This is a genomic window from Aeribacillus composti (assembly GCF_007827555.1).
In the GTDB taxonomy this organism is placed as follows: Bacteria; Bacillota; Bacilli; order Bacillales; family Aeribacillaceae; genus Aeribacillus; species Aeribacillus composti.
In genome coordinates, this window is record NZ_VISS01000004.1 from 72,293 (window position 1) to 89,221 (window position 16,929).

14 protein-coding genes, 1 pseudogene and 1 riboswitch are annotated in these 16,929 nt (G+C 38.8%); of the genes and pseudogenes, 14 read left to right on the forward strand and 1 reads right to left on the reverse strand.

Going from position 1 to position 16,929, the window contains the following annotated elements; genetic code table 11:
- Positions 1-1,277: 1,277 nt before the first annotated feature.
- The 5 genes from FB379_RS18425 to FB379_RS03330 all read left to right on the forward strand — a co-directional run bounded on the left by FB379_RS18425 (position 1,278) and on the right by FB379_RS03330 (position 5,436).
- Complete coding sequence (locus FB379_RS18425; protein ID WP_158640156.1) at positions 1,278-1,601, forward strand: phosphatase PAP2 family protein; 324 nt, start codon at positions 1,278-1,280, stop codon at positions 1,599-1,601.
- A gap of 79 nt (positions 1,602-1,680) precedes the next feature.
- Positions 1,681-1,989 (forward strand): YodL domain-containing protein, encoded by a 309-nt coding sequence (locus FB379_RS03315; RefSeq protein WP_063389740.1) that lies wholly within the window; start codon positions 1,681-1,683, stop codon positions 1,987-1,989.
- Positions 1,990-2,086: 97 nt separating this feature from the next.
- On the forward strand, positions 2,087-2,791 hold the full coding sequence (gene deoD / locus FB379_RS03320; RefSeq protein WP_066250301.1) for a purine-nucleoside phosphorylase: 705 nt from the start codon (positions 2,087-2,089) through the stop codon (positions 2,789-2,791).
- A gap of 236 nt (positions 2,792-3,027) precedes the next feature.
- Positions 3,028-3,867 carry a M15 family metallopeptidase gene (locus FB379_RS03325; RefSeq protein WP_063389695.1) on the forward strand — a complete coding sequence of 280 codons (840 nt, stop codon included), beginning with the start codon at positions 3,028-3,030 and terminating at the stop codon, positions 3,865-3,867.
- Positions 3,868-4,050: 183 nt separating this feature from the next.
- Positions 4,051-5,436 (forward strand): S41 family peptidase, encoded by a 1,386-nt coding sequence (locus FB379_RS03330; RefSeq protein WP_066250343.1) that lies wholly within the window; start codon positions 4,051-4,053, stop codon positions 5,434-5,436.
- Between the two features lie 537 nt (positions 5,437-5,973).
- Here FB379_RS03330 and FB379_RS03335 read toward each other — a convergent pair.
- Positions 5,974-6,387, reverse strand: coding sequence for an Hsp20/alpha crystallin family protein (locus FB379_RS03335; protein WP_063389698.1), 414 nt, complete (start codon positions 6,385-6,387; stop codon positions 5,974-5,976).
- 138 nt (positions 6,388-6,525) lie between these two features.
- Here FB379_RS03335 and rarD point away from each other — a divergent pair, with 138 nt between their 5' ends.
- The 9 genes and pseudogenes from rarD (at position 6,526) to FB379_RS03385 (ending at position 16,875) form a co-directional block, all read left to right on the forward strand.
- Positions 6,526-7,425: an EamA family transporter RarD gene (gene rarD / locus FB379_RS03340; protein ID WP_063389699.1), complete on the forward strand. Its 900-nt coding sequence runs from the start codon at positions 6,526-6,528 to the stop codon at positions 7,423-7,425.
- A 34-nt stretch (positions 7,426-7,459) separates the two neighbouring features.
- On the forward strand, positions 7,460-7,726 hold the full coding sequence (locus FB379_RS03345) for a hypothetical protein (RefSeq protein WP_063389700.1): 267 nt from the start codon (positions 7,460-7,462) through the stop codon (positions 7,724-7,726).
- A gap of 14 nt (positions 7,727-7,740) precedes the next feature.
- The gene (locus FB379_RS03350) at positions 7,741-8,088 is read left to right on the forward strand and encodes a YojF family protein (protein WP_063389701.1); all 348 of its coding nucleotides are present in this window, start codon (positions 7,741-7,743) and stop codon (positions 8,086-8,088) included.
- 17 nt (positions 8,089-8,105) lie between these two features.
- Complete coding sequence (bshB2, locus tag FB379_RS03355; RefSeq protein ID WP_063389702.1) at positions 8,106-8,774, forward strand: bacillithiol biosynthesis deacetylase BshB2; 669 nt, start codon at positions 8,106-8,108, stop codon at positions 8,772-8,774.
- A gap of 183 nt (positions 8,775-8,957) precedes the next feature.
- The gene (locus FB379_RS03360) at positions 8,958-10,040 is read left to right on the forward strand and encodes a C40 family peptidase (protein WP_144596990.1); all 1,083 of its coding nucleotides are present in this window, start codon (positions 8,958-8,960) and stop codon (positions 10,038-10,040) included.
- Positions 10,041-11,015: 975 nt separating this feature from the next.
- Positions 11,016-11,208: riboswitch (Lysine riboswitch) on the forward strand.
- Between the two features lie 138 nt (positions 11,209-11,346).
- Positions 11,347-11,650: pseudogene (locus FB379_RS03370) on the forward strand (group II intron maturase-specific domain-containing protein); the annotation flags it as partial.
- Positions 11,651-11,769: 119 nt separating this feature from the next.
- Entirely contained in the window at positions 11,770-13,236 is a 1,467-nt protein-coding gene (locus FB379_RS03375; RefSeq protein WP_066250317.1) for an amino acid permease, read from the forward strand.
- 806 nt (positions 13,237-14,042) lie between these two features.
- Positions 14,043-14,948, forward strand: coding sequence for an ATP-binding protein (locus tag FB379_RS03380; RefSeq protein ID WP_130157580.1), 906 nt, complete (start codon positions 14,043-14,045; stop codon positions 14,946-14,948).
- Positions 14,949-14,958: 10 nt separating this feature from the next.
- Entirely contained in the window at positions 14,959-16,875 is a 1,917-nt protein-coding gene (locus FB379_RS03385; RefSeq protein ID WP_144596992.1) for a vWA domain-containing protein, read from the forward strand.
- The last annotated feature ends 54 nt before the right edge of the window (positions 16,876-16,929 follow it).

Genomic DNA, 16,929 nt, shown 5'->3' on the forward strand with positions numbered 1-16,929 from the left:
CAAGGAGAGCCTAGTTTTTTGTATGAAAATTTTACAATCATGTCCAATTTAAAAGGCTGTTGTCATAAAATCCGACGGGGAATAGAATCAGTCGGTTATGGCGTAAGTCGGTGTATAACAAAGCTCTCATATTAGCGACAACGGAGAAGACTATTCCGTTTAGAAAAGCTGTCAAAGTAGCTGTGCAGTCAAATTACGCGGCATTTTTAACTAGCTAAATTTGATAAAATCGGACCAACCCAAAATGGGAGGAAGAGGGCGCATTAAGGCTGCGAAAATGGAAGGGGTGTTGGGCAGCACATATCGTCACCCCTCTGTTTTTGCTGCTCAGAAATAGAAGCCAGCTATCAAAAATTTATGGCGATGAAGAACTTAAAAATCAAAGCTCTCTATGTATATAAAGACGGAAGGAAATGTATCCAGTTCACACACTCTCTTGAAAAGATGAATGAACGGATTTATCAATGCGCGGCAACAGTAAACTTCTTAACTTGAATAAGAAAATACCAGCAGCACGCAAAGGAAATTCTCCTCCACCTTATTAAAAGGCGGCCATCACTACTATTTAACATCAAAAAGAAGCATCATTCTTTTATTGCTTTGCTCGGTTAATTTTACTATTGTTCATGAACCCATAAATAGTTAAGAAAACAAAAAATATACATAAGACTGTAAAAGTGATGCTATAACCTATATTATGTTCGCTGTAATTGTCATAAGCAAACATCCCCAACACGATCGAATTGATCAACAAATTTAATAGTATGAATGGATGTATTTTTTTATCCACTGTTTTCCACCACCTCCCCAACTATCATTCTATCATAGGTTTCAGCAAAAATTGTTTCGAATATCAGCGATAAAAAGAATAAGACGTTTTAAACGATTTGCGTTTTTCCTATTTTTTACTATACTAAGAAATACAACGAAACGAAGGGAGGAAAAAGCGATTACCTTTCCCACTTTCGCTAAAAAGTGGCATATCTTCGCTGCCTTAGATGAATAAAACATATATATTTTTCATCCTGCTTTTTTATTTTCTAACGAGTTCCTTTGCGATTAAAAATGAGACAGTTCGCCATGTTGACGATACAATTGTTCAATCAATCGAAGGGGTTCGAAATGATCCATTCACTTCCATTATGTTCTTTTTTACAGAAATTGGTTCATATCATATTCTTCTCCCTGTCACTATTTTCATAAGTATTTATTATATATTTCGAAAAAAATGGATCACGTTCATTATTCTTTACATAAATTTATACGGAGTTCGTTGGATGAATGAAATGATAAAAGAAATGGTGAAAAGAGAGCGCCCTGATTTTGATCGACTGACCGATATTTCCGGCTACAGTTTTCCAAGCGGTCATACGATGAATTCAACAGCTGTCTACGGTTTGATCGCTTATTTAATCAGCACCCGCATAAAAAAAGGAAAGCGGGTCGTTTTTGCTGTTTCCAGTATTTTATGTCTGTTGATTGGATTAAGCAGAATTTATTTGGGAGTTCACTATTTAACAGATGTTTTGGCGGGATTTGCGGTTGGATTGTGCTGGCTTATGTTTATCTTGACAATATCAGAAAAGGTTCGACAAAAGTAGTTGACATTCGCAGCAGGAATTCCCTCCATTGACAGCAAATAAGTTTGGAAAATTGTATTTGGAGGGGACAAGGTTGGCACTGAATCTTCTTAAATTGTCTAATCCATCGACCGATTATGATGTGACGATCTTTCAAACACCAAACATCGGGGAGAAAAAAGGGTATCGGCCCGTATACCGCTTAACTGTCCGTGCAAAAAATCATCAGGAAGTGCTCAAAAAAATTTTTCGGAAATTTAATATTTCGGAAGCGATCCCTCCGGATTATAACGGACGTTATATTTGGACAGGAGACATTGTTTTTATTGATGAAGGAAAAAATGGAACAAAGTATTATAAATTAGTGACCGGCGGGTGGAAAAAAATTCACCGCATTCACGTCCGGTGATTGGAGGATGCAAAATATGCTGCACGGATTCTCATGAAAAATCTGCTATGTTATGATAATATTACTTCAATTATTTTAAATGAAGGGGCTTGATAACATGAGCATTCATATTGGTGCGAAAAAAGACGAGATTGCTGACAAAATATTGCTTCCCGGTGATCCCCTTCGGGCCAAATATATTGCGGAAACTTTTTTGGAAAATGCTGTATGCTACAACAAAGTTCGAGGAATGTACGGTTTTACCGGAACTTACAAAGGAAAGCGCATCTCTGTCCAAGGAACAGGAATGGGGGTTCCATCGATTTCGATTTACATTCATGAACTCATGCAAGAGTACGATGTGCAAACGCTTATTCGCGTTGGCTCCTGCGGTTCCATTCAAAAAGACGTCCACATCAGAGACTGCATTTTAGCTATGAGCGCATCAACGAATTCCCAAATGAACCGCATAACGTTTGGCTCTGTTGATTATGCGCCTACCGCTAATTTTGATTTGTTGAAAAAAGCTTATGATGCTGCAGTATCAAAAGGAATCGACGTCAAAGTCGGAAGCGTGTTCACGACGGATTTATTCTATAATGATCAAGCGGAGCACGAAAAATGGGCTGAATACGGAATTTTGGCACTTGAAATGGAAACGGCTGCTCTTTATACACTTGCTGCGAAATTCGGCAGAAGAGCATTATCTGTTTTAACGGTCAGCGACCATGTCCTGACTGGGGAAGAAACATCTGCTGCCGAAAGGGAATCGACCTTTAACGAAATGGTTGAAATCGCTCTTGAAGCTGCTATACAGGAATAACACGGCATGTGCGGCGTCATGCCGCTTTTTATTTTTAAAAACATGTTCACAAAAAATGAAGGGAACGGCTTAGCTCCATTTATTACATCCACTCTCTTGTTTTAGAATTTGAAAGATCGTCATCTGCTCCTTTCTTTTATTGAACGTTATGATAAGTTATAATGTAAGAACCGTTTTTCTTCTGTTTGGACAAGTGTTAAAATAGGAGTGAGAGATTATACAAGGTGGGAATTTTTATGCATAAAATCATCGCAGTCACGATTCTTGCAGCTTTGATGCTTGCCGGATGCTCAATGCCATTTGATAAGCTTCCCTTTTTTCATGGAAGCGACTATGTTGAAGAGAATGAACCGCAAGCAAAAACAGTAGAAAACAAAGAACTCGTCCAAACAACGGAAAAAACCGTCCAAACAGAACAAATTGATCCGGAATTTTTGCTTGAGGAGCAATATTTTAATGTCGTACAAACGGTTAACGGTCAACCCGTTATTCAAAATCCTGACAATATTTTAGTTCTTGTCAATAAAGATTTTTTCCTTCCTGTCGACTATAAACCAAATGATTTGACAGTGCCAAACATACAGTTTTCATTCGGGGACGCGGATGTTCCGAAGCGTTATTTGCGCAAGGAAGCAGCTGCGGCACTTGAACAGCTTTTTCTAGCTGCGAAAAAAGACGGCGTGATTCTTTTCGGAGCCTCAGGCTTTCGTTCGTACGATCGGCAGGTTGAGCTGTTTGAAGCAGAAAAAAAACAAAAAGGGGAGCAAAAAGCAGTTCAAGCAGTAGCAAAACCTGGTCAAAGTGAGCATCAGACAGGGTTATCTATTGATGTGACGAGTGAAAGTGTAGATTTTCAAATTACTGAAAAATTTGGGGAAACGAAGGAAGGAAAATGGCTTCAACAAAACGCCCATAAATTTGGCTATATTATCCGCTATCCGAAAGGGAAAGAAGCGATCACAAAATATAAGTATGAGCCTTGGCATATTCGCTACGTTGGAAAGAAAGCTGCAAAAGTCATATATGAAAATAATTTAACACTTGAAGAATATTTCCAAAAAGTAAAGAAAATTTAACCGAAGCTCTCCCGCTGAAGCGGGATTGATTTTTTCATAAACAAGAGATGAAGGATGAAAGAGCGTTGATTTAACGTTTTGACTTGCCATTTCTTTGCCGACAGAAACACATAGATCGTTTGACGATATTGTAATTGTCGGACATAATGAAATGGATGGATTAAAGGGGGAGTTGTGTTGTATATTAAAAAACGAAATTTTTTCATCGCAATTGTACTGACGGTCATAATAACTTGCGGTTTTACGCTCACATTACTCAACTTTACGTCAGCATCTGAAAAAGAAAATGATAGTTTTGAGAAGCTTTATTCAGCATATGATACGTTAAAGCAAGAATATTATAAAAAAATAGATGATGAAAAATTGGTAGAAGGTGCTGTCAAAGGGATGGTAGAATCTCTCGACGACCCGTATACGTCATATATGGATTTGAAAGAATCAGAAGGATTTGAAGAAAATATATCTTCAAGCTTTGAAGGAATCGGTGCAGAAGTAACAGAGACGAACGGTTATATCATGATCGTCTCACCGATAAAAGGCTCGCCTGCCGAGAAAGCAGGGTTGAAGCCGAGAGATAAAATTTTAAAAGTTGACAATAAAAGTGTTGAAGGAATGTCTGTGAATGAAGCGGTATCTCTTATTCGGGGCGAAAAAGGAACGAAAGTAAGCCTTGAAATTGAACGGGATGGCGTCGGCACGCTGACCTTTACGATTACAAGAGATACGATTCCGATTGAAACAGTTTATAGTGAAGTAGTAGAAAATAAAATTGGAAAAATACAAATCACAAAATTTTCCGAGAACACTGGAAAAGAATTGGCAGATGCATTGACAGAGCTGAAGGAGAAAAAAGTAAAAGGAATTGTCCTCGATTTAAGACAAAATCCTGGGGGACTGATGGACCAAGCCATAACGATGTCAAATATGTTTGTAGACAAAGGCAAAAAGATTTTGCAAGTTGAAGCAAAAGACGGATCAAAGGATATTTATAAAGCGGAAAATCAACCCATCGTTGATGTTCCGGTCGTAGTCATCACAGATAATGGAACAGCCAGCGCAGCCGAAATTATGGCCGCGGCTTTGAACGAATCGGAGGGAATTCCGATTGTAGGAGAAAAAACGTTCGGAAAAGGAACCGTTCAAAGCGCTAAAACGTTTGAAGACGGTTCGTCGATGAAATATACGATTGCCAAATGGCTGACACCTTCAGGCAAATGGATTCACGAAAAAGGAATAGAACCTCAATATAAAGTGACTTTGCCTGAATATGCTCATTTACCATATTTAAATCCGGAAAAAACGTTGCAGGAAGGCGACGTTTCAACAGAAGTGAAAACAGCTGAGAAAATGCTTCAAGCTTTAGGCTATAAAACAGATGTGGACGGATATTTTGATAAAGCATTAAAAAATACTGTTGTTGCTTTCCAAAGAGACCATCAATTAAAACAAACGGGGAAAATCTCACAAGATACGACAATCAAACTGATGGATTTAGTAAGAGAAAAAATTGAAAAAAATGATACCCAAATGAAAAAAGCAATTGAAGTATTGAAATCGAAGATGGAATAAAATTGACAGCAGCGGCTTGGTCTTCCGGCCGCCTTCTTTATTTTCAGATTTGTTCAAGCATATTGTTGACATTGAAAGGACTTTATTTAGGGAAAGTCCTGTTGCAAAAGCTTTACTTAACTGATTTTTTCTATACGATGAAGCAAGAGGGAATGATTGCTAATACAACTAAGGCATCCAAATATATGTAAAGTGATCGCAAATAAAAAAGGGCAAGTGACAAATATTTTGCTTTTAAATTCTTGCCTACCTTCTTCACTTTTCATTTCATTTTAGAAAATTTAATAATCATAGACCTCCCTATCGTTCTGACATTTTCATTTCATTTTTGTTGAGCTTTCATATAATGCGGCGAACGTTCGCTTCGATATTTTTGAATTGGTGTTATGAAAAGGGATTAAAGTAAAATGCGGAATCGGATTTGTCTGCATTTCATCTTCAGTTTCAGGAATATGTTGAAGATCCCTTTTGGCAGTGCGGAGTTTATCCATAAGAAAATTGGATGAGTGGAGGCTGGTTAACAAAACCGGCCTCATTTTACTCAGATGGGAAAAGATCAATTTCCGTATAATGATGATCTTTTAATTTAACGAATTTAATTTCAAGAATTCCGTCAGAAAAAACGGCTTTTGTCCCTTTTCTTTTCACAGGTGCAGGAAATACAAATTTTTTTTGTTGATTTTTTTCCGGATAATTCATAAGATGCAAATGGTGTTGGTTATGTTGGATTTTTATCATTTTTTTTAAATCATCATTCATCGGAAGTTTAATATAGATAAATTCATCTGTCTCATAAAATTCAGGTGAAGGAGGAGCTTCTTTATGATTCATAATAGGAAAAGGACTGGTGAATGGGAATTGCTCCGTATAGTGTGAACCAAACGCTTGCTTCATTACTTCCTGAATATATTGTTCAACATGTCCGGCATTCATGTTTTTCCAAAGATTCATTGCTCACACATCCCTCTTCGACCCTAATTGTTACATTGTAATATATGACTGCTGCGGAAAGATCGTTCAAAACAATTTCTTGGAAAAAGCGATCGAAACAGAATATAATGTGTGATATGGGAAGGAAGATGATCTAGCATGAGATCAGGAATCATGTATATTAGTCTATCTTATATTTTATGGGGGATATTCCCTATTTATTGGAAAGTATTAGATCATGTGTCATCTGAGGAAATTTTGGCTCATCGAATCATATGGTCTTTTGTTTTTGTGTTGCTGTTGCTTTTGTTCCAAAAACGATTTGCTGATTTTTTATATGAGTGCACAAAAATCGTTAAATCACCCAAGATTTTGTTAACGTTGGCTCTTTCATCCTTCTTAATCAGCGCCAATTGGTTTGTTTATATTTGGGCGGTGAATCATGACCGTGTACTTGAGACAAGTCTTGGTTATTACATAAATCCATTGGTGAGCGTACTATTAGGAATGATCTTTTTGCATGAAAAATTAAACAAAGGGCAGCAGACCGCGTTTTTGTTTGCGGCTTTCGGAGTGCTCATATCAACTGTCCATTATGGCCATGTCCCGTGGACATCGCTTATTCTTGCGAGTACATTCGGGTTTTATGGACTGGCTAAAAAAGTGATAAAATTAGATTCTGCTTTTGGTCTGGCGCTTGAAACGTTTGTTGTGTTTCCAATTGGAATCATTTATGTGCTATACTTAGAATCGTTAGGAAGCAGTGTTTTTTTTGAATGGGATGCATCGACCAACTTTCTTCTAATGGGAACAGGCGTCATTACGGCGATCCCTTTATTGCTGTTTGCGAAAGGTACGCCTAAAATTCCGATGTATTTTCTCGGAGTCTTGCAATATATTGCGCCAACGATCACTTTTTTTCTCGGCGTTTTTCTTTACCACGAGCCGTTTACTGTTGTAGAATTGATCACCTTTGTTTGCATTTGGACAGGCATCATCATTTTTACAATGAGTGAACCTTCTTTCAAAACGATATGGAAGACTAGACTCTCAAAGTAACCTCATGCAAGCAGGTTCCTCGAGGTGAATAAATGTGAATGATAACGAACTTCTTCATGCATACAGAAAACTTTGGTCAAACCGAACTCTTTCAGTAGGGTCAGATGAGAAAAAAACGTTGGAAGAGGCGATTAAAAAAGAACTCCTCGATGAAATGACTCACCCTAGAGTAAGAAAAAGTCCAGATAAAAAATTACTAGATGCGCTGAAACGCATTATAGCAGCCGACATTTCACCGGAAGAGAAGCTTGAATTAATCAGCAAGCATATGGAGATGTATGAGAAAATCTTAACAAAATAAAGAAGGTGGAAGCTTTGAAACCGATTGATCCGATAAGGGTTCAAAAAATCATTGATTCTTTTTTACATAAAGAGGTGTATATTCATCTTGAAACGACAACCGGTGCTTATACTTCACACCACAATCAAAACAGCATGACTATTGTCGCGTTTGTCCGAAATGCAAAAATTACATTTTCACAAGGTAAAATAAAAGGAACAGGACCATACCGTGTCGGATTAAAAACAGAGGAAGGCTGGGTGTATGCTGAAGGTCTTACCGATTATACCGTTGATGAACAAAATCGCCTGCTCATGGCCGGCCACGATCGAGATGGAAAGCTTGCCATTGCATTACAAATTAGTGAAACTCCATTTTCTTAAAAAGGAGAGAGGAATAAATGGAAGAGAGGTTATTAGTGATCCTGCCTCATCCCGACGATGAATCGTTCGGAGCAGCAGGACTGATCGCTTTAAAACGGAAAGCAAACGTACCTGTCACGTATGCTTGCTGCACTTTAGGCGAAATGGGCCGCAGCATGGGAAAGCCTTTAATCGCCAATAGGGAGACATTAAAAGATATTCGAAAAAAAGAATTGGAGCAGGTCGCAAAAATTTTAAATATAAACGATTTACGAATGCTCGGCTATCGGGATAAAACATTGGAATTTGAAGATGAAGAAAAATTGGCAGACCACTTTGAACAGATCATCCGGGAAGTCAAACCGACCCTTCTTGTCACGTTTTATCCTGGTTATGCTGTTCATCCAGATCACAACGCTTGTGGCGAGGCGGTTATTCGTGCGGTGAAACGCTTGAAAAGGGAGGAGCGTCCAACCGTTTATTGCATAGCTTTTTCAAACGATCGATTTGAACATATAGGCGAGCCGGATGTAGAAATCGATATATCTGAAGTTGCAGATATAAAAATACAGGCATTGAAGGCTCATCGATCGCAAACTTATTCCATCGTAGAAAAAATAGAAGAAGGAGGAAAAGACCTCCCTCAATTTCAACAATTTTTTCATAAAGAAACGTTCTGGATTTACCCATTTGATGATGAAAAATAAACGATCGAATAGGCTGCTTTGAAAATATTTACAATACAGGTCTATCATCCTCTTTTTTGAAAAAATGATGAATTTTATCTTATAATATAGTAAAATATGAAGAAAGTTGTCGATATAATAAGTAAGAAATTTTATTGTACGATAAACGAACATAGGATGTCTCATATGAGGAGGAAAGGCTGTATGAAGAAAAAAGTGTTGGGATTAACGACATCCGCGGTTCTTGGATCTTCGGTTTTCGCAGGAGTCGCTTCCGCTGAAACGATTCGAGTAGAAGCCGGGGATACTCTTTGGGGAATCTCGCAAAGATATAATACTACTGTTGTAAAGTTAAAAGAAGCAAATGGACTTACAAGCGATACAATATACATAGGTCAGGTTTTAAATATTCCTACAGAAGCATCGTCTTCTCCGAAAGCGAAAGTAACTGCTAATAATAAAACAGAGGCGGCTCCTAAACAAACTGGTTCGACATACACAGTGAAAAAAGGCGATACGTTATGGGGCATTGCCAAAAACAACGGAACGTCTGTCAGCGAATTAAAAAGGCTGAACGGATTAACCAGCGATTTAATTTATCCTGGCCAAGTGTTAAAACTATCTGGATCCAGCCAAGCTGTATCTAGCGAAAAGGTTAGCGCCAAAGAACAGGTGCAGGCGCCCAAACAAACCTCACAAACTTCAAATAAAGCAAGTTCACAAAATACATATACCGTCCAAAAAGGCGACTCTCTATGGAAAATTGCTGTAAAATTTAAATTAACCGTCAATCAATTAAAAGCTGCGAATAACCTTTCATCTGACGTTATTTATCCCGGCCAAGTATTGAAGCTGTCAGGCTCTTCAGCTGATAGTGCACGTCAAGTGAATTCCGGTACAAAAACGAATTCTGATTCATCTACTCAAAACGGCAAAGTTTTAGTTATGATTCAAGAAGCCAAAAAATTAGTTGGAGTTCCGTACAGATGGGGCGGAAATACGCCATCTGGTTTTGACTGCAGCGGATTTGTTTACTATGTATTAAACAAAGTGACATCCGTTTCTCGGTTAAGTACAGCCGGTTATTGGAACATGATGAAACCAGTAAGTTCACCAGATGTCGGAGATTTTGTATATTTTTCAACATATAAAGAAGGTCCTTCCCATATGGGAATCTATCTTGGAAATGGAGATTTCATTCATGCCGGATCAAGTGGCGTGCAAATATCGAATTTAAACCAAAAATATTGGAACGATCGATATTTAGGAGCCAGATCTTATTTTTAAAATTATATTTTGCGAGAATGAGAAACATGAAGCAATCAGCCGTTTGTTGGCTGATTGCTTTTTTAATCGGAAGAATGATAGAATCGTCTAATTTGCTGATACATCCATCTTACTGGAGATTTTGTATATGTATGAAATTTAGGGTTGTTAAAAATTTTCCGGCATTATTGACAAGAAATACAATTGTATATAAAAATTTATATTTTGCAACGAATTCAGCAAATGATATGGAATAATTTTAGAAAATAAGGCATACTCTGTTGATCTGAAGGAGGTGCTATAGGTATTGATTAGGAGCACGGTCATACAGGATATTACAGATATTGTAAATCTGTTCGGTGGGACGGACTCTACCATGTAAATATATTCAATTAATATCTACTAACATGAGGTGAAGAAGCTATTGGAAGTTAGTGAAATTTAAAGAAAACGTGAGAATTTTGAAGAAAATTAAAGTTTATAGAGGGAGGGCGAAATGATCCCAACACCATTTTATTATTATGCTTTTAGGCTGAGAAGTGATATCCAAGCTGTAAAGAATGCTTTACTTCCCCCTAAAACATCGGTCTGCTTGAGGGTCAAATCAATCGCTTACAAATAATAAAACGAGTGACTTGCGGACGACTGGATTATTTTTGTTAGAGAAACAGGTGCTTTATCGATTGTGATAACTATTGTGAAATAACAAATATAAACTTGTTTTCAACCCTTACTCGTTTTCATAAAAAATTTCGTAAGAACCATATTTAAAATCATTTCTAAACAAAAGATCGAAGTCATCACGAGAAACCATGTCTTCTATCTACAACAATCATCTGGTAGACCGATTGATCATCCCTTGAAAGCAATGGTTGGATTTTAAAAAATTCTATACGAAAAAATCTTGTCTCAATCGAGGTGTAAATAGATATTGTTTTTGCACAAAAATTGTTTTATAATCATTATGGAATTAAATAAATAGCATCCTCATTCACCCGATGAGGTAGAGGTTGCGGCTTTTATGAGTACTGCGAACGAGATGCAGAGAACATTGAAGACTTCGCTGGAAAGGGAAAGCCGCCGAAGTTCGCACATTTCTCTGGATGTGCGGACTGGGGTTGCCACCGAACAGGGGCAGCACTGTCACGGTTTGCCTGAAGAAAAGCAGCCGTGGAGCGCTATCTTCACGGAAGGGTTGATACGGGTAATGTTTGTATTGCCGCCGAATCACCTTCGGCGGCTTTTTTGGTGCGCCCAGCATGGGTGTAATCTCTAGGGTGAAAGTCCCGAGCTGCAAAGGCAGAAGAGCAGTTAGCTTAACGCAAGGGGATGGTGCGGCTATTTTGCCTTGGCAGATACGCCAAGTAAGTTCAAAGAATTTGGCGAATGGATCAGACGAAGACTTCGAATGTGTTTATGGAAAGAGTGGAAAACGCCGAAAACAAAAATTCGGAAACTCAGAGGATTAAGTGTTCCAACGCATAAGCCATTCGAGTGGGGTAATACGCAAGAAATACTGTCGGATTGCCTGCAGTCCCATTCTACACAAAACCCTCGACAACTCCTACTGGAGTCGACAAGGGTTAAGAAGTCTATTCGAAAGATATCAATTTCTGCGTCATCTTAATTGAACCGCCGTATACTGAACGGTACGTACGGTGGTGTGAGAGGTCGGGGGTTAGTCACCCACTCCTACTCGATTATCACCCGGCTCCTTTCCATGACAAAGAAAAAAGGAGCGATGAAAACAATGGAAAGCGTTATTAAAAAGAAGGAAACAGCTACGACCGCCCATTCTTCGCCTAACCAGCTTCGACGCAAGCTAAAAACAAGGCATTTAACGATGATTTCTCTTGGTGGGACGATTGGCACTGGATTGTTTTTAGCCAGCGGTGGAGCAATTCATACTGCTGGGCCGGGCGGAGCGCTGGTAGCGTATATTGCAATTGGTATAATGGTGTATTTTTTGATGACCAGTCTTGCAGAAATGGCAGCTTATATGCCAGTTACTGGAACGTTTAGTACGTATGCAACTAAGTTTGTCGATCCTGCGCTCGGATTTGCTCTAGGATGGAATTACTGGTACAACTGGGCCATTACGATTGCCGCAGAGCTCTCTGCTGTGACTATAATTATGAAATTTTGGTTTCCTGATAGTCCTTCACTTTTATGGAGCGCTTTATGCTTAGTGGTTATGTTTCTGCTTAATTATTTATCCGTAAAAGGATTTGGCGAAGCAGAATATTGGTTTTCGCTCATTAAAGTAGTAACAGTCATTATTTTTCTTATTGTCAGCTTTTTAATAATTGTAGGTATTATGGGTGGTGAAGCGGTTGGATTTAAAAACTTCACCATCGGCGACGCTCCATTCCATGGTGGTTTCATGGCGACTCTCGGCATTTTTATGGCGGCGGGTTTTTCTTTCCAAGGAACAGAGCTGCTTGGAGTTGCAGCAGGTGAAAGCGAGGATCCGAAACGTAACATTCCTCGCGCCATTCGGCAAGTATTTTGGCGCATTTTGCTATTTTATATATTGGCTATTTTAGCAATCGGACTTCTTATTCCATATACGAATGAAAATCTAGCGAATAGCGATGTTACGGTCAGCCCGTTTACTCTCGTTTTTGACAAAGCTGGCATTGCGTTCGCTGCATCCGTTATGAATGCTGTCATTTTAACAGCGGTTTTATCAGCTGGAAACTCTGGTATGTATGCGTCTACTCGGATGCTTTGGGGGCTAGCAAAAGAGGGGAAAGCGCCAAAATTTCTGGCTAAGTTGAATCGCCGGGGAGTCCCTGTTAATGCATTACTGGTTACTGCTTCATTAGGAACGCTTGCTTTCTTGGCTTCGTTTTTTGGGGATGGGATCGTCTATGTATGGTTATTAAATGCTTCTGGTATGTCGGGGTTCATTGCATGGCTTGGCATTGCAATCAGTCACTATCGTTTCCGCAAAGCGTATGTTGCGCAAGGGAGAGATCTCCGTGATCTTCCTTACAAAGCAAAATGGTTTCCATTCGGACCGCTGTTCGCTCTGGTACTTTGCGCGGTCGTCATTTTGGGACAGAACTACAGGGCCTTCATGGGAGAATCAATCGACTGGTACGGTATTCTCGTTTCTTACATTGGATTGCCATTGTTTTTAGCAGTTTGGTTTGGCTATAAAATCGTGAAAAAGACAAAGGTCGTTCCTCTCGATGAATGTGAATTAGACTAAAAAGCCGCTTGAAAAGACGCATTAGTATCCAAAATCTGCACGCTCGGTGTTCAATGGATTTTGTATGCCATCACAACGACGAAAACGCTCGTATGGTGCAGGACAAGTGTAAACGAATGATGGTCCAATCAGAAAAGCCGCTCTTTCTTGATACGGAGCGGCATTCATCAGTTAAAGGGAAAGCTTCAACTTTTCCATCAAATGATTTGTTCTTTTTATTCCGATAATTAAGATTGTCTGTTCAGAGCTTCCAACATCCAGAGATGGGGGAATGGCGGAAAGGCGTCTTTCATTTGGTAAGATAGAAAACGATTGGATTGAATCCATTCCTCCCTATATAGATGTAACTTGACATGTTAACATCTGTATGGATATGTAGCTTGGACCGTTTTTCGACGGTCTGAAAATAGGTGTCTTTTCTTAATGTTGCCAAAATGTTAAATGATACATTTGAATTACAAGATCTATATATAATTTTAACTAAGCTACTGGTATGCGAAAGTTGGGTTCAATATAAATAAATTTCTATATAATTTATTGATTTATAGGGGGCTGTCTAATAAGTCGATTTTTGGGCTTATAGACGCCCCTTTAACTTTTTTTAAAACGTTGATATATTCATGCTTATGATTTTCTGATTTTATGCATTTTGACTTTCTGGACAATCCCAGTAGTACAAACCACGTCTATGGCTTGTGCTGTCTGTAAAAATTATAATATTTTAAATTCAAAAGAATCTTAAAAATTAATGTGTTAAAAAAGGATATGATATAGTTATGTAGTGAAACAATATAAAAAAGAACGTGATGATTAGAAAGGAAATTTTTATGATGTCTTTAGAGCTTCATTTGCCAAAAGAAATAATAAATGTAATTGAATCTCGCAAAAAGCGGGTGCATTCTGATCAAGATCAAAGATTAATTGGACAAGGCGGTTTTTTGTCTGACGATCCAGTCATTTTGTATGATGCGCTGGTGGCATTGGCCCTTGGAAAAAATGTTTTGTTAAAAGGACCGACCGGTGCTGGGAAAACGAAACTTGCTGAAACGCTGTCATCATTTTTTTCTCAGCCGATGCACAGCATTAACTGTTCAGTTGATCTTGATGCCGAAGCATTGCTTGGATATAAAACGATCGTCAATTCCAGCAATCAAACAGCCATTGAGTTTGTCGAAGGACCTGTTATTCAGGCGATGAAAAAAGGGCATTTTTTATATATAGATGAAATCAATATGGCGAAACCTGAGACATTGCCAATTTTAAATGGGGTGCTAGATTACCGGAGGCGGATCACGAATCCATTTACACAAGAGGTTGTGGCGGCGAAAGAGGGATTTGGTGTCATCGCAGCTATTAACGAAGGGTATGTAGGGACGGTTCCGTTAAACGAAGCGTTGAAAAACCGATTCGTCGTGATTGATGTTCCATATGTACAAAATGAAAAGTTAAAACAAGTGCTCACTGAGCAGTCTTCTTTAAAAGATGAAAAGCTGATAGAAAAATTTCTCACATTATCCAGCGACATTATTACACAAGTAAAAATCGGGAAGGTTTCGGAAGAAGCAGCTTCCATCCGGGCTTTGATCGATGCCTGCGATTTGTCGGTTTATTTGCCCCCTTTAAGAGCGATTGAACGGGCCATTGCAGCAAAATTGGATGATGAGCTGGAAAAAAGAGCGATCATGAACATTGCAGAAACCGTTTTTGAGTGAGGGAAATCCGATGCATTATATAAAATTTAATGATGAAATCATAGATTCAATGTTAATGATGGAGCTGTCCGACTTAGCGCAAACATTGACAAAACGAAGAGATATCGATATCGCTTTTGCCGTTCAGTCTTACTTTCATCCAGCAGAACAAAAAATTTATATTAGCCATTTTTGGAACGATCGTGCGGAAGAAGACAAGCTTGCAGGATTTAAATCAGACATTTATTTGCGCGCAATTGGCAGCTATTATTATACGGATTTTCATCAAATTGCTGCATTTCATGATCTCGTTCGGACATTACATCATCAAAAATTTGCAAAACAGCTGTTGATGCTGCTTGAAGATGTCCGGATTGAAGAACTGGTTAAACGCGATCGTCCCGGGACAAAGCGCTATTTCCGCAAGCGGCTGAATATTTATAAAAAATATTACCGTGATCAGCTGAAAGCAAGCCTTGATCGGGGATTTGCAACCGATGCGCTCTTTGCGGCCCTGTATGAAATGGCTACGGCCACATCACCTGTTTTGAATGTACCAGAAATAAGCGTCCAAATAGATGAACTGCTGCCTTTCGTGAAGGAACAAGTGATGAACGTATACGATGCAAATAGCACGAAAGAAGTTTCCGATATTGTCCTGAAGACGATGAGGCTGTTGGATGAAGTGTTGAAAAAAGATTTGATCCATACTTATTTCATTTTGCCTGATTTATCGGAAAAAGATCTCCATACCTTGACTTTTGACGACATGAAACGAAAAGACCGGCTTCAAAATCATGATGCACTGGATAATGTAAAAAAGGGCGATGAAGATCTTCATAATGAAAAAATGGCCATATGGCATCGTGAAACATCCACACCGACGAAAAGCTTTTTGCAATTTGATTTAGAACAAGGAACGCAAACGAATTTAATAGATGAACATGCAAGGCAAACTGAGACGGGAGATCAGGCGCTTGTGATTGTGGAAGGTTCAGCTAGACAGACTCAAAACAATTATTATGACGAAGTAAATGCTGATGAAAAGCTGCAAAAAGAAGTAGAGCAAGAAATACAACAACAACTCGGGAAGGAAAACAAGCATGCAAAAGCATATTTCCTGACGGCAAACATGCCAAAGGAAGCAGAAAAATCTGCGTATGAAAAGGAATTGCAGCAATTGATCGTGTACAAAAAACGTTTGCAGCGAATCATTCAAAAAACGCTTGAACATAAAAAGACATATCCAAAACAAGATGAACATTTCGGCAGATTGAATAAAAAGCTGTTGCGTCTATGGACGGATGAAAACCCGAAGCTTTTTTTCAAAAAAAGGAATCCTGCGAATGATCTTGACGGGGTGTTTACACTGCTCGTCGACTGCTCTGCATCCATGCACGACAAAATGGAAGAAACGAAACGAGGCATTATTTTGTTTCATGAAACGTTAAAGTCCGTTCGGGTTCCACATCAAATTGTCGGTTTTTGGGAAGACTCGGCAAACAGTACAGAAAACAACCAGCCGAACTATTTCAAAAAAGTAATCAACTTCGAAACTTCACTTAGCTCCAGTTCAGGACCAGAAATCATGCAGCTTTTGCCTGAAGAAGATAACCGCGACGGTTTTGCGATCCGGCATATGACAAACGAACTGCTTGCAAGAAAAGAGAAGCAAAAATTTCTTCTTGTTTTTTCAGACGGTGAGCCTGCTGCCTACGGATATGATCAAAACGGAATTGTCGATACACATGAAGCCGTAATGAATGCACGAAAGCACGGTATAGAGGTGCTGAACATATTTTTATCCGCCGGAGCAGTTGAAGAAAGCAAAAGAAAGGTAATGAAAACGATTTATGGAAAACACAGCATCATGGTGCAAAATATCACAGAACTCCCGGACGTCTTGTTCCCGCTTTTGAAAAAATTGCTGCAAAAAACAATCGAATAAACCGCCAAAACATGGCAGAATACAACATGTATTCAAAAAATCAAGAAAATTATT

Coding starts and splice junctions, on each gene's coding strand:
- FB379_RS03335 (WP_063389698.1), bottom strand. CDS start 6,387: ATGAATCTTTGGAAAAACATGAATGCCGGACATGTTGAACAATATATT.
- bshB2 (WP_063389702.1), top strand. CDS start 8,106: ATGGAAGAGAGGTTATTAGTGATCCTGCCTCATCCCGACGATGAATCG.
- FB379_RS03385 (WP_144596992.1), top strand. CDS start 14,959: ATGCATTATATAAAATTTAATGATGAAATCATAGATTCAATGTTAATG.
- FB379_RS18425 (WP_158640156.1), top strand. CDS start 1,278: ATGAATGAAATGATAAAAGAAATGGTGAAAAGAGAGCGCCCTGATTTT.
- FB379_RS03380 (WP_130157580.1), top strand. CDS start 14,043: ATGATTAGAAAGGAAATTTTTATGATGTCTTTAGAGCTTCATTTGCCA.
- deoD (WP_066250301.1), top strand. CDS start 2,087: ATGAGCATTCATATTGGTGCGAAAAAAGACGAGATTGCTGACAAAATA.
- rarD (WP_063389699.1), top strand. CDS start 6,526: ATGAGATCAGGAATCATGTATATTAGTCTATCTTATATTTTATGGGGG.
- FB379_RS03375 (WP_066250317.1), top strand. CDS start 11,770: ATGGAAAGCGTTATTAAAAAGAAGGAAACAGCTACGACCGCCCATTCT.
- FB379_RS03360 (WP_144596990.1), top strand. CDS start 8,958: ATGAAGAAAAAAGTGTTGGGATTAACGACATCCGCGGTTCTTGGATCT.
- FB379_RS03325 (WP_063389695.1), top strand. CDS start 3,028: ATGCATAAAATCATCGCAGTCACGATTCTTGCAGCTTTGATGCTTGCC.